At 67.7% G+C, this 12,294-nt stretch carries 14 protein-coding genes; 6 read left to right on the plus strand and 8 right to left on the minus strand.

Annotated elements, in window-relative coordinates:
• The 5 genes from A3E77_RS12425 to A3E77_RS12445 all read right to left on the minus strand — a co-directional run.
• On the minus strand, positions 1-531 hold a 531-nt coding region (locus tag A3E77_RS12425; RefSeq protein WP_293646411.1), incomplete at its 3' end, for a biosynthetic peptidoglycan transglycosylase.
• A 154-nt stretch (positions 532-685) separates the two neighbouring features.
• Positions 686-1,093, minus strand: a complete 408-nt coding sequence (gene msrB / locus A3E77_RS12430; protein ID WP_293646365.1) for a peptide-methionine (R)-S-oxide reductase MsrB — start codon at positions 1,091-1,093, stop codon at positions 686-688.
• A 96-nt stretch (positions 1,094-1,189) separates the two neighbouring features.
• Entirely contained in the window at positions 1,190-2,287 is a 1,098-nt protein-coding gene (locus A3E77_RS12435) for an NAD(P)/FAD-dependent oxidoreductase (protein WP_293646367.1), read from the minus strand.
• On the minus strand, positions 2,284-2,949 hold the full coding sequence (locus A3E77_RS12440) for a methyltransferase domain-containing protein (RefSeq protein WP_293646413.1): 666 nt from the start codon (positions 2,947-2,949) through the stop codon (positions 2,284-2,286). Before A3E77_RS12440 ends, A3E77_RS12435 begins: the two co-directional genes overlap by 4 nt.
• A 44-nt stretch (positions 2,950-2,993) precedes the next feature.
• Positions 2,994-4,076: a type III polyketide synthase gene (locus A3E77_RS12445; protein ID WP_293646369.1), complete on the minus strand. Its 1,083-nt coding sequence runs from the start codon at positions 4,074-4,076 to the stop codon at positions 2,994-2,996.
• A 94-nt stretch (positions 4,077-4,170) separates the two neighbouring features.
• Between A3E77_RS12445 and A3E77_RS12450 the strand changes: the two genes are divergently transcribed.
• The gene (locus A3E77_RS12450; protein ID WP_293646371.1) at positions 4,171-4,686 is read left to right on the plus strand and encodes a DUF4402 domain-containing protein; all 516 of its coding nucleotides are present in this window, start codon (positions 4,171-4,173) and stop codon (positions 4,684-4,686) included.
• 3 nt (positions 4,687-4,689) lie between these two features.
• Here the strand turns inward: A3E77_RS12450 and A3E77_RS12455 are convergent, their stop codons facing one another.
• Positions 4,690-5,355, minus strand: a complete 666-nt coding sequence (locus tag A3E77_RS12455) for a YggS family pyridoxal phosphate-dependent enzyme (RefSeq protein ID WP_293646373.1) — start codon at positions 5,353-5,355, stop codon at positions 4,690-4,692.
• Positions 5,356-5,411: 56 nt separating this feature from the next.
• Here A3E77_RS12455 and A3E77_RS12460 point away from each other — a divergent pair, with 56 nt between their 5' ends.
• A complete protein-coding gene (locus A3E77_RS12460; RefSeq protein ID WP_293646375.1) occupies positions 5,412-6,038 on the plus strand; it encodes a thiamine phosphate synthase in 627 nt (208 codons plus the stop codon).
• Here the strand turns inward: A3E77_RS12460 and A3E77_RS12465 are convergent.
• Positions 6,011-6,637 (minus strand): hypothetical protein, encoded by a 627-nt coding sequence (locus A3E77_RS12465; RefSeq protein ID WP_293646377.1) that lies wholly within the window; start codon positions 6,635-6,637, stop codon positions 6,011-6,013. The genes A3E77_RS12460 and A3E77_RS12465 overlap by 28 nt on opposite strands.
• A gap of 369 nt (positions 6,638-7,006) precedes the next feature.
• Here A3E77_RS12465 and A3E77_RS12470 point away from each other — a divergent pair, with 369 nt between their 5' ends.
• From A3E77_RS12470 to holA, 4 genes are all read left to right on the plus strand, one after another.
• A complete protein-coding gene (locus tag A3E77_RS12470; RefSeq protein ID WP_293646379.1) occupies positions 7,007-7,468 on the plus strand; it encodes a DUF3576 domain-containing protein in 462 nt (153 codons plus the stop codon).
• 54 nt (positions 7,469-7,522) lie between these two features.
• Entirely contained in the window at positions 7,523-10,072 is a 2,550-nt protein-coding gene (leuS, locus tag A3E77_RS12475; protein ID WP_293646381.1) for a leucine--tRNA ligase, read from the plus strand.
• Positions 10,073-10,202: 130 nt separating this feature from the next.
• Positions 10,203-10,739: an LPS assembly lipoprotein LptE gene (gene lptE, locus A3E77_RS12480; protein WP_293646383.1), complete on the plus strand. Its 537-nt coding sequence runs from the start codon at positions 10,203-10,205 to the stop codon at positions 10,737-10,739.
• A complete protein-coding gene (holA, locus tag A3E77_RS12485) occupies positions 10,736-11,767 on the plus strand; it encodes a DNA polymerase III subunit delta (RefSeq protein ID WP_293646385.1) in 1,032 nt (343 codons plus the stop codon). The genes lptE and holA overlap by 4 nt, the downstream gene beginning before the upstream one ends.
• Positions 11,768-11,797: 30 nt before the next feature.
• On the opposite strand, the gene A3E77_RS12490 is transcribed toward holA, so the two are convergent.
• Positions 11,798-12,294, minus strand: a 497-nt coding sequence (locus A3E77_RS12490) for a hypothetical protein (protein ID WP_458574447.1), incomplete at its 5' end; no start/stop codon positions are given.

Consider the following 12,294-nt stretch of genomic DNA (forward strand, 5'->3'; position numbering starts at 1 on the left):
GTCGATGCCATAGCTGCCGCCTCCGAAATAGACCTTGTTCAGGTAAAGTTCGAGGATCTGGTCCTTCGAGAATTTCCATTCGAGCGCGAGCGCGAGAATCATCTCGCGCGCCTTGCGCTTGAAATCATAGCTGTTCGACAGGAAGATGTTTCGGGCAAGCTGCTGCGTGATCGTCGAAGCACCCTGTAAGCGTCGGCCGCTGCCGAAGTTCTGCACCGCGACCACCGCGGCGCGCGCCATCCCGACGGGATCAAGCCCCGGATGATAGCGAAACCGCCGATCCTCGACCGCGACCATCGCGTCCTGCATCACCTGCGGCGTTTCGCGCAGCGTCAGCCAGCGGCCGTAATTCGGTCCCAGCGACAGGAAAACGGTGCCATCGGCGGCGCGGACGCGGATGGTCTGCCCCGCGGGCGATTTCTTGAGTTCCTCGAAGCTCGGCATGCGCTGCACGGCAATGCCGACCGCAACGGCAAGCGCGACAAGGCCCACGATCGCAAGCCCAAGACCCCAGTGGAAGGCGCGCCGCATCCACAACCGCCAGCGCGGCGGCGCGCCGCCGGGCGTGCCGCTGCCTTTGCTGGACGATGACGATTTGTTCGACGAAGCCTGCTGTCTTTCACGGCGCAATGCCGGTGTTCCTTCCCTCACTGCGCCCCTGATGCGTCAGTCCGGGAAGGAGGTTTCAGCCTTCGCCGGTTGACGCCTCATCCTGCCCGCGGTCCGCGAAGTCAAGCGCCGCGCTGTTGATGCAATAGCGCAGCCCCGTCGGTCCGGGGCCGTCGGGGAAGACATGGCCGAGGTGGCCTTCGCACTTGGCGCAGCGCACTTCGGTGCGGATCATGCCGTGGCTGGAGTCGGTCAGTTCCTTGACCGCAGCCTCCTTGGCGGGCGCGGTATAGCTCGGCCAGCCCGATCCGCTGTCATATTTGGTGCGGCTGTCGAACAGCGGCTCGCCGCAGCTCGCGCAGCGATACAGGCCGTCGCCCTTATGGTCGGTATATTTCCCCGTGAACGCGCGTTCGGTGCCGCCTTCGCGCAGCACATGATAGGCCATCGGGTCGAGTTCGGTATCGGATTTCACATCGGTCATGGTGGTTCGGCTCCTGCACGGGAACGGCCCGTTCCGGCGATCCCCGCTTTGCATCTATATCGGTCTGATGGCGGCCCGCCGCAAGGGCTGTCCCGCTCAACTCCCGCCGATTCGCGTCGCGCGCATCGCCCAGCGGACGAGCGGCGGGACACGCGTCGACAGCGAGACCAGCCCGCCTGCCGTCCGTCGGTTCTCGCCCATGCGCCAGGCCAGGCTGGCGACGGCGAAGGGGCGCGCCATGCGGGCGGCGAGGTCGCGCTGGAACGCTGGTGCCGCCTCGCCGCCGCCGCGACGCCACGCCGCAACCGCCGCTTCGGCGCTCGCAAATGCCAGTCCCATGCCTTCGCCCGCAAGGCTGGGGATCACGCCGGCCTGGTCGCCCAGCCGGAACAGGCCCGGCGACGTGACGCGGGCGCGCCAGCCATAGGGGACGTGCCCGATCGCGTCGATGGCGGGCAAACCGTCGGCGTGCGCCAGCCGCTCGCCAAGCCGCGGCTGCGCCTCGCCGAGCGCGCGAAGCAGCGCAGCGGGCTCGCCCCCCGCTTCGTCCAGCCGTGATTTATGGACGGCCAGGCACAGATTGGCGCTGCCGTCCTCCTGCCGCACCAGCCCGTCATAGCCGCGGTCGAACAGGTGCAGCTCGACCGCCTCGCCGACCAGCTGGTCAAGTGCGGCAACGGGCGGCAGTCGCAGCCGCAGCCCCATCACCGGGTCGGCCTGTTGCCACCCGGCGGGGTCGCGCGGAAAGCCGCGAAAGCCGTGCTTGCCCGCGGCGAGAAACAGCAGCGGGGCAGACAGCGATCCGCCGTCGCGCGTCTGGACGCTGCCGTCGCCAATCGCCGTCGCGTGAACACCGCGTTCGAGGCCCGCGCCCGCGGCTTGCGCAGCGGCTTGCAGCAGGCCGTCGAGGCGGCGCCGCGATACCCCCATCGCGGGTGCGGGCAGCGCTGTTTCGCTGCATCGCCGACCCGCGAACAGTCGCACTTTTGTCACCCGTTGGCCGCCGAGCATCGCCGGCGCGATGCCGAGCGCATCGAGCCGTTCGAGCGACCGCCAGCTGAGGAATCCGCCGCACAGCGCGTCGCCCGTTTCGCGCGTGCGTTCGAGCAGAACGACCGTGGCGCCGCCGCGCGCGAGCCCGATCGCCGCCGCCGACCCGGCGGGTCCGGCGCCAACGACGATCGCCTCCGTCACCGGATGCGCTCGACGCAGAGGCGATAAGGAAAGCTTCGGAAAATGCGGCATTCTCTAGCCGTGCCGGGCAGCGCCGCGTCCAGCATCGCCCGCCATTCAGGCCGTCGAAAGCTCCGCCCGACGGACAATTGCCCGTCGCGCCGGACGATCGGATCGACCCTGGCAAGCCGGGCAAGCAGCGGATAGCCGGCGAAGGGCAGCCGCTGCCGGTGCAGGTCGTTGACCAGCCAGCCCCGCCCAGCCTCGGTTTCCATGAAACGAAGGAACTGGACCCGCTCGTCCGCTGTCATATGGTGGGCGACGAGGCTGGACATGATCACGTCCCACCCCTGTCCCGCCAGACTTCGATAGTCGCCCGTGATCAGCCGCGCGCGGTCGCCAAGGCGCACCGCCGCGACCGCTTCGCTCTTGCGGTTGAGATCAATGCCGACAAGGTCGAGCGCGACGCCGCGCCGGTCGCCCCAATGCGCGATCCGCGCGAGCATGTCGCCGGCGCCGAATCCGACGTCCAGGACGCGCCACGGCCTTGACCCGACGCCGCCCGCGCGCACCCGGTTCAGAAAAGCCAGCGTCGGGCGCGATGCCATCGTCAGGCCATTGATCCGCGACAGGTCGGCAAGCACGCGCGCATAACGGTCGGGTGGCAGGTCGGCGGCGTCCATTTCCTCCGCGCGGTCGATCGGGACACGCAGGCTGGTGAAGGGGGTCACGGCCGATCGCCGGGTGCGACGAACCGGATCGCTTCGGCGGCGAGGCCGGGACCAAAGGCGATCGCGATCCCCTCGCCGCGCGCGCCGCGCGCCATCATGTCGGCGAGCACGAACAGGATGGTTGCCGACGACATATTGCCGAACCGCGCGAGCACGGCGCGGCTGTCGGCAAGCGCATCCGGTTCGACGTCCAGTGCATGTTCGACCGCATCGAGCACGGATCGGCCGCCCGCATGGACCGCAAGCAGCGGCGGCGCTTCGGCCTTGCCGAACAATTGCTGCCGCACGTCGGGCGCCGCCAGCGCGTCGCGCAATCGCCCGGGCACTTCGCCCGACAGTGTCATTTCAAACCCCTTGTCGCCAATGTCCCAGCGAATCAGCTCCGCGCTGTCTTCGAGTGCGAGGCTGCGCCCCTCGCCAAGCTCGAACCCGCCCGGATCGGCCGACACGACGGCCGCCGCGGCGCCGTCGCTGAATTGCAGCATCGCCAGCAACGGCTCGGGCGCGTCGGCAAGGCTCAGGTGCAGCGTCGACAGCTCGACGCTGACCACCAGCACGACCGCCTGGGCGTCGGATCGCACAATGTGCCGGGCCGTGCGCAGCGCGGTGACCCCCGCGTAACAGCCCATGAAACCGATCAGCACCCGCTCGACCGTCGCGGACAGCCCCAGCCGCCGCGCGAGGATCTGGTCGATCCCCGGCGCGACGAAGCCTGTGCAACTCGCGACGACCAGATGGGTGACCCGGCCCGCAGCAAAGGCATCGCCCAACGCGGCGATCGCCTGCATCGCCAGTTCGGGCGCGTGGTCGGCATAGGCGGCCATGCGCACCGACGTCGGCGGCAGGCCGGGCACGTCGTAAAAGCCGCCGGGCGCGACGGGCGATCCGCCATCGGGGGTGGGCGGCAGCACCGACCAGCGATGCGTGATCCCCGACCGCGCGGTCATTCGCGCAAAGATTGCGCGCACGCGCGCATCGTCGAGGCGCGGCGTCGCCCAATCGATGAACGCTTGGTGGATATCATGTGCCGGGACGGCCGTGGCGAGGGCGTTGATCCGGACAGGTGGAGAGCTGCTCATCGCGCGGGTTTGACCCAAAAGCGCGGCGCTGACCAGCGGATAAGCCGTGGCGCGATTTTACCCGGGATTAACCATGCTGTGCCAAGAGGAAAAGGTGAAACTCCGGCTTATCCTGGGTCTGGCCTTGATATGGGCTCCCGCACCTGCCGCGTCGGCGCAATGCCTGTTGTGCGCGCCCGACGCCACCGGCGGCGCTGCGACCGCACGCAAGGCCGAAACGCCGCTGCGCATCGACGTCGAAACCCGGCTCGACATGGGGCGCATCGCGGTCGGCGCGATGGGCGGTGAGGTCGAGATTGATCCGGCGTCGGGCGCGCGGCGCCTGCGCGGCGATGTCATCGACCTTGGCGGCTTCGCGTTGACGGGCACCGTCACGGTGCGCGGCGAACCGGGCGCCGAAGTCCGCGTGACCCTGCCGGCAAGCGTCGATCTTGAAAGCGGTCACGGGCGGACCGCGCGCGTCACCGCGCTCGTCACCGACCTTTCCGCTGCGCCGCGTCTCGGCCTCGACGGTCGGCTCGTTTTTCGGTTCGGCGGTCGGCTCCAGATCGCCGGTCTCGACGACGGCGACTATCGCGGCCGGATTCCGGTCACGGTGGAGTATCAATAACGATTATCGGCGTGGCGCGCAGAACAGCGCGGTCCCGACGCGGACATGCGTCGCGCCCAGCATCACGGCATTCTCGAAATCGCCGCTCATTCCCATCGACCGCAGCGGCAGGCCGTGGCGCTCGGCGAGTTCGTCGAGCAGCGCGAAATAGGGCGCGGCATCGACATCGGCCGGGGGGATCGCCATCAGGCCGTCGATCGCCAGCCCCGCCGCCTTCGCCTCGGCGAGCAGCGCGGGCAGGTCCGCGACCCGGCAGCCGCCTTTCTGTTCCTCGTCGCCGATATTGACCTGGATGAACAGTTGCGGCCGCTTGCCCGCCTTGTCGCATGCCTTGGCAAGCGCCTGCACCAGCGACGAACGATCGACCGAATGGATCGCGTCGAACAGCGCGACGGCGTCGTCGGCCTTGTTCGATTGCAGCTGGCCGATCAGATGGAGCAGGATGCCGGGCGTTTCGCGTTGGAGTTCGGGCCACTTCGCCGCGGCTTCCTGAACCCGGTTTTCGCCGAAGTGGCGCTGTCCTGCGGCAATGAGCGGGCGGATCGCGTCGACGCCATGCGTTTTCGTCACCGCGATCAGCTGAATATCCCCCGCACGCCGCTGCGCACGTTGCGCCGCGCCCGCGATATCAGCCTGTATCTTTGCCAGCCGCTCTGCTGCTTCGCTCATCATTTCGTCCCGTTCCGCGCGTTGCGTGCGCTCGCGACGCGCCTATAGAAAGGGCGATGCGCCCGCGCCACCCCCTGTCCCGCAAATTGCCCGCAACCTGGCTGTTCAGCGATGCGCGGGCGCGGACCGATGTGATCGCGCTCGCCGCGCTGCTGCCGCCTGGTGCCGGCATCGTTGTGCGGCACGATAATCTGGCCCCCGGCGTACGCTGGCGGCTGCTACGCCGCCTGATGCGGCTGGCGCGGGCGCGCGGGCACAGCGTCCTGCTCGCCGGAACGCCCGCGCTGGCGGCGCGCTGGGGCGCCGATGGCGTGCACCTGCGCCAGCATGACGCGCGCCGCGCGGGGCAGGCGCGGCGGCTCGGACTGCTGATGACGATGCCCGTCCATGACGCACGCGAGGCGCGCCGCACCCGCCGCGCGAAAGCCGACGGTGTTTTCATTTCACCGCTTCACCCGACGCGCTCGCACCCCGGCGCCCCCGTGCTTGCCCGCGCGGCTTGGCTGCGGCTGGCGCGGCTGGCCGGGGGGCAGGCGATCGCACTCGGTGGGATGACCCCGGCGCGGGCACTGGCGCTGCAACGCGCGCGCGGAATGAATACCGGCTGGGCGGCGATCGATGCGTGGGAGGAAAAGGCGTCGAAACGCCAGGCGCGTCAGAAGCGGAACGCCGTCCCGACATAGACCGCCTGGCTGTCGCGGCGCGAATCGGTCAAGGGTTCGACGCGATCATCGGCGCGATAGCGAACGCCTGCGGTCACATCGATATTCTTGGTCAGGCGATAGCTGCTGACGACATCGACGGCGGACGTTTCGCCGGGAGCGGTGACGCGGTCGGTTGCGCCGCTGGGGTCGCTGGGGCGGCTAACCATGCGCGTGGCGAAACGTGACTTTTTCTCGTCCTGCTCGGGCGCTTTCGCGACCGGCAGGTTGCGCAGGTCGGTGCCGCGCGGCAGCGACGGCGTAACGAATTTCTCGAACCCGACCGACGCGCCGAGATTATATTTGACCGGGGCGATGGCGATCGGCGCGGTTCGGCCGGCGGCCAGCGCCGAGGTGCGCGTGGCGCTCGATGCGTCGTCGCGCGAGCGAATCACGACGGTGATCGCGCGATTCTTGCGGCTGCTGTCGGTGAGCGCGGGCGTGAAGCTGAAGCTGCGGCGGGCTTCGGCCGACATCTTGTTGTAGCGGGCGATCAGGCGTTCATCACCCGATGCAGGCGTGAACTGGCCGAGCAGGGTTTCGGAAAGCGAGGTTTCGCGGATACGTTCGGACCGCGACATCGCGGCCAGCGCAGGCGGAAGCGCAAGCGAAACCACCGCCAAAGCGGTGAGACTGACCTTCCAAAAATGTCGCGATGTCCGCGCCATTGTCCTGCGACTCCAACCCCAATCGACTTACCAGATAGGACCCCCGGCGCGATATTGCCAGTGAATCCCGCCAGATTGTTGCAATGATTCCGCTTTTTGCCGAAGTTGTTGCGGGATCGTCACAGTGCATCGCCAATCTGACCAGAATCTGAACGGCCGCCCGGACGGAATTGCCGTGCTTGCCCGACGGCGGCAAGGGCGATAGAGACGCTGGCAATTCCGTTATGCGCGGCCCGGTTTTCCCTGATTCCGGCGGCGCTCAAGAGATAAGGTGTTATCGGCATGTCCAAGCTTTCCGTCCTTGCCACGCTCGGCCGTCGTCCGGCCACGCTCGCGCTGCTCGGACTCGCGACGCTCGGCCTTTCGGCCTGCGCCGGCAAGGACCGGCCGCGCGCCGACCTCGCGGCCAGCCAGGTCACGACGATCGGCGTGAACAGCTATTTGTGGCGTGCCTCGCTCGATGCGCTGTCCTTCATGCCGCTGTTGCAGGCCGATTCGGCGGGCGGCGTGGTGATCACCGACTGGTATGCGAACCCGGGCAATCCCGGCGAGCGGATGAAGGTCACCGTGTCGATCCTGGACCAGGATCTGCGCGCCGATGCGCTTCGTATCGCGGCGTCGCGTCAGGTTTCGCAGGGCGGCACCTGGGTCGACGCGCCGGTTCAGGCGGCCACGGTGCAGAAGCTTGAGGAAATCATCCTCACCCGCGCCCGCGACCTGCGTCGCAGCGCCATCAGGGACTAATCCGGCGGCGCGCCTCGCGCGCCCGCTCAGACAGACAAACGGGGTAACCGACGAATGACCCGCGAACCGCGCTTTGGCGCCCTCGCCGCCGACGCCCGCTGGCAAAAGGCGTGGGAGGCGGCGAACAGCTTTGCCACGACCGACAGCGTCGACAAGCCGAAGGCTTATATCCTTGAGATGTTCCCCTATCCTTCGGGGCGCATCCACATGGGCCATGTCCGCAACTATGCGATGGGCGACGTGCTGGCGCGCTTCAAGCGGATGACCGGGCACGACGTGCTGCACCCGATGGGCTGGGATGCCTTCGGTATGCCGGCCGAAAACGCCGCGATGGAAAAGGGCGTCCACCCCGGCGGCTGGACGCGCGACAATATCGCGTCGATGCGCGGCCAGCTCAAACGCCTCGGCCTCGCGATCGACTGGAGCCGCGAACTCGCGACGTGCGAGCCCGATTATTACGGGCAGGAACAGTCGCTGTTCCTCGACCTGTTCGCCGCGGGGCTTGTCACGCGCAAGCACAGCTATGTGAACTGGGACCCGGTCGACATGACCGTGCTCGCGAACGAGCAGGTCATCGATGGCCGCGGCTGGCGCTCGGGCGCGCTCGTCGAAAAGAAGAAATTGTCGCAGTGGTTCCTGAAAATCACCGACTTCGCCGAAGAGCTGCTCGAAGGATTGGGCAGCCTGGAAAGCTGGCCCGACAAGGTGCGGCTGATGCAGGAAAACTGGATCGGCAAGTCGCAGGGGCTGGAGTTCAGTTTCAAAATGGCGGGCGGCGCGCCTGGCTTCGCCGTCTTCACGACGCGCCCCGACACGCTTTATGGTGCGAGCTTCGCGGCGATTTCGCCCGACCATCCGCTCGCCGAACGGCTGGCGAAAGATTCGCCCGAACTGGCGGCGTTCATTGCGGAGTGCCGCCGCCAGGGCACATCGGCCGAGCAGCTCGAAACCGCCGAGAAGCTGGGCTTCGATACCGGGCTGGCGGTCGAGCATCCGCTCGATCCCAACTGGCACCTGCCCGTCTGGGTCGTGAACTATGTGCTGATGGATTATGGCACCGGCGCGATCTTCGGTTGCCCCGCGCACGACCAGCGCGACCTCGACTTCGCGCATAAATATGAACTGCCCGTCCACCGCGTGATCGCCGACGGCGACGAGACCGCGCAGCACTTTACCGGCGACGAGGCCTATGTCGGCCCCGGCAAGCTGGTGAACAGCCATTTCCTCGACGGCATGACCATCGATGAAGCCAAGGCGGCCGTGATCACGCGCGCCGAGCATGAAGGCTGGGGCAAGGGGACGACCGTGTGGCGCCTGCGCGACTGGGGCGTCTCGCGTCAGCGTTACTGGGGCACGCCGATCCCCTTCATCCATTGCGACGCCTGCGGCCTGGTGCCGGTGCCGAAAGGCCAGTTGCCCGTGGTCCTGCCCGATGACGCCGACTTTTCGGTCCCCGGCAACCCGTTGGACCGCCATCCGACGTGGAAGCATGTCGCCTGCCCATCGTGCGGCGGCGACGCCGTGCGCGAGACCGACACGCTCGACACCTTTGTCGATTCGTCGTGGTATTTCCTGCGCTTCGCCAGCGCGCCGTCGGACAAGCCCTTCGATCCCGAGGTGATCCGCCGCTGGCTGCCCGTCGATCAATATATCGGCGGCATCGAACATGCGATCCTGCACCTGCTCTATGCGCGCTTCTGGACGCGCGCGCTGAAACATATGGGGATGATCGACATCGCCGAACCTTTCGCCAGCCTCTTCACGCAGGGGATGGTGACGCACGAGACCTACAGCCGGGTGCAGGGCGAAGGTCTGCCGCCGCTCTTTTTTACGCCCGATGAGATCGAGCGCAGCGCCGACAGCGCGACGCTGGCCGCCGACGGCGCCCCCGTCGACATCGGCCGCGTGATCAAGATGTCGAAGTCGAAGAAGAATGTTGTCGATCCCGACGCCATCCTCGACCAATATGGCGCCGATGCCGCGCGTTGGTTCATGCTGTCCGACAGCCCACCCGAACGCGACCTGCCGTGGAGCGAGGCGGGGATCGAGGGCGCGTGGCGCTTCGTCCAACGCCTGTGGCGCCTGTTCGGCGATACCGAAAATGTCGGCGATGGTGGCGAAGACAAGGGCCTTGCCCGCAAGCTGCATCAGGCGATCGCCGGCGTGGCCGCCGATATCGAGGCGCTGGGTTTCAACAAGGCGGTCGCAAAGATCCACGCGCTCGCCAACGACGTCGAAAAGGCCAAGCCTTCGGCGACGCGCGCCGAGGCGTGCCGCACCCTGATCCTGCTTGTCGCGCCGATGATGCCGCATCTTGCCGAAGAGGCCTGGGCGTCACTCCCCGACAGCCAGCGGACCACCGCGATGATCGCCGACGCGGCATGGCCGACCGCCGACCCCGTGCTGCTCGTCGATGACGAGGTGACAATCGCGATCCAGATGGCGGGCAAGCTGCGCGATACGATGACGCTCGCGAAAGGCCTCGACAAGGACGCCGTCGAAGCTGCGGCGCTCGCGCGTCCGCGCATCGTCGAACTTCTCGCCGGCGCCGCGCCGAAGAAGGTGATTGTGGTCCCCGACCGTTTGGTGAATATCGTTCCCTAGAAGATGGTTTCATACGCATCGCCCCAACTCCGTTCGCATCGAGCGAAGTCGAGATGCCTATCGTTTGTGCGTGCCTTCGGGGTGTCTCGACTTCGCTCGACACGAACGGGATAAGGATCATTACAGTATAATGCGCACGCTCCTCGTCTCCGCTCTTGTCACCGCCTCGCTTGCCGTCGGCGGCTGCGGCCTGCGGCCTCTCTATGCGAACGGCAGCAAGGGCGCGGTGGCGCAGGTGCTGGCCGACGTCGATGTCGCGCCGATCGAGGGGCATTCGGGCTGGCTCGTCCGCAACGCGCTGCGTGACCGGCTCGAAGCGACGCAGGGCGGCGCGGGTGCGGGCCAGCGCCTCCGCCTTGATGTCCGGCTCGAAGATGCGATCACCGGCTTTGGCGTCCGCGCCGACGATGCCGTGACGCGCGAACGCCGGACGCTGCGCGCGCGCTATCAGCTCGTCAATGCGGCGACGGGCGAAGTGCTGCTCGACGCGACCGCGGCGCAGGACGCCGGGATCGACGTCGTCGGCAGCGAATATGCGACGATCGCAGCCGAATCGACCGCCCTCGAACGCCTCGCCTCGGGGGTTGCAGACCAGATCGTCGCGCGCCTGGCGGTCTATGCGAACCGCGGCGGCGGTCGGTCGGCTGCTACGCCCGCGGGTCAATGAAGTCCGTCAAACCCGGCGAGCTCGAACGCCAGACGCGCCTCGACCCCGCGATCCGGCTCACCCTCCTCACCGGCCCTGACGAAGCGACGATGCAAGCCGTCGCGGGCCATTTGATCGCGCTTGCCGGCAAAGAGGCCGAGCGGCTCGACCTCACGGGTGCGCAGCTGGCGCAGGACCCTTCGCTGCTCGCGGCCGAGGCGGCCTCAATGTCGCTTTTTTCGTCCGCGCGGGTAATCCGGCTCGACCTGTCGGGCAGCGGCGACGACAGCCTCGCGGCCGTCGAGGCATTGCTTGCCGCCGAAACCGCGATCAACCCGGTGATTGCGACCGGCGCATCGGTCACCGCCAAATCGAAACTGGTGAAGCTGGTCGAGGGGTCGGACCATGCGATCGCCGCCATCTGTTACCAGCCCGACCGTCGCGCGCTGGTCGGCATCGCGATGGCCGCCGCTGGTGAACAGGGGCTGCGGATCGCCAACGCCGATGCCCAGCTGCTGGTCGATCTGGTGTCGGGCGACCAGGGGCTGATGCGGCGCGAGATGGAAAAGATGGCGCTTTATCTTGACGCCGGGCCCGATCGCCAGCGGCAGGTCACGCCCGCCGACATCGCGGCCCTCGGTGCTGCGACCCATGAAGAAGATGTCAGCGAATGCATCAATGTCGCGCTCGGCGGCAAGGTGCGCGACCTGCCCGCGATGTTGGCAAAGGCCGCCGCAGTCGGCGTCGCCGAAATCCGCATCATCCGCGCGCTCGCGATCCGCGCGACCGCGCTCGCGCGGCTGCGCGCAGAGGTCGATGGCGGCGCGCATCCCGCAACCGTGGTGTCGGCGCGCACCAGCGGCATCTTCTGGAAGGAACGCGATGCGGTCACGGCACAGCTTCACATCTGGGATTCGGTTCGCATCGCGCGGCTGATGAGCCGCCTGCTCGACTGCGAACGCGCGCTGAAGTCATCGGGAACCGCAGGCGCCGTGTTGTTCCGCAAACTGATAACCGACATCGCACATCAGGCGGCCCGGGCGCGTTAGGGTCGGGCAGCGTCCGGCCGATAGCCGACCTTAGAGCTCGCCGCCGAGGGCGCCATATTTCGCCTCGAACCCCGCCTTGTCGCCGCGCGCGAGGTAGCCGGCCTGGTCGACGATATTGTCGCGTGCAATGCGGCCCTGGAAAGCACCGAGTTCCGGATCGATCCGCGCGATATCGGCGTCGGTCCAGTCCGCGATCTGACGGAAGCTGGTGACGCCGAGACCGTTCAGCAGCACGGCGAGCTTGGGGCCGACGCCCTTCAGCAGTTGCAGATTGTCGGGGCCGGTTTTGGACGCTGCGGGAGCGGGCTTTGCCGGCGCGGCGGTCGGTTCCTCGGGGATCGCTGGGGTCGCCGTTACGGGCGGCGGTGTGGCGGCTTTTTTCGCAGCGGGTTTGGTGGCGGCCTTTGTCGCGGGCTTTGCAGCCGGTTTTGCTGTCGGTTCCTCGGCCGTGCTTTTCTTTGCGGCCGGTTTTGCCGGAGCTTTGGGTTTAGCGGCAGGCTTGCGCACCGGCGGCGCGGCTTCGGCGA

Source organism: Sphingopyxis sp. RIFCSPHIGHO2_12_FULL_65_19 (assembly GCF_001830555.1).
In the GTDB taxonomy this organism is placed as follows: Bacteria; Pseudomonadota; Alphaproteobacteria; order Sphingomonadales; family Sphingomonadaceae; genus Sphingopyxis.

Bases quoted from the DNA above. Each gene is read 5' to 3' on its own strand.
- msrB (WP_293646365.1), bottom strand. From the start codon at position 1,093: ATGACCGATGTGAAATCCGATACCGAACTCGACCCGATGGCCTATCAT.
- A3E77_RS12440 (WP_293646413.1), bottom strand. From the start codon at position 2,949: ATGGACGCCGCCGACCTGCCACCCGACCGTTATGCGCGCGTGCTTGCC.
- A3E77_RS12445 (WP_293646369.1), bottom strand. From the start codon at position 4,076: ATGAGCAGCTCTCCACCTGTCCGGATCAACGCCCTCGCCACGGCCGTC.
- A3E77_RS12455 (WP_293646373.1), bottom strand. From the start codon at position 5,355: ATGAGCGAAGCAGCAGAGCGGCTGGCAAAGATACAGGCTGATATCGCG.
- A3E77_RS12460 (WP_293646375.1), top strand. From the start codon at position 5,412: ATGCGCCCGCGCCACCCCCTGTCCCGCAAATTGCCCGCAACCTGGCTG.
- A3E77_RS12465 (WP_293646377.1), bottom strand. From the start codon at position 6,637: ATGTCGCGGTCCGAACGTATCCGCGAAACCTCGCTTTCCGAAACCCTG.
- A3E77_RS12470 (WP_293646379.1), top strand. From the start codon at position 7,007: ATGTCCAAGCTTTCCGTCCTTGCCACGCTCGGCCGTCGTCCGGCCACG.
- leuS (WP_293646381.1), top strand. From the start codon at position 7,523: ATGACCCGCGAACCGCGCTTTGGCGCCCTCGCCGCCGACGCCCGCTGG.
- lptE (WP_293646383.1), top strand. From the start codon at position 10,203: ATGCGCACGCTCCTCGTCTCCGCTCTTGTCACCGCCTCGCTTGCCGTC.
- holA (WP_293646385.1), top strand. From the start codon at position 10,736: ATGAAGTCCGTCAAACCCGGCGAGCTCGAACGCCAGACGCGCCTCGAC.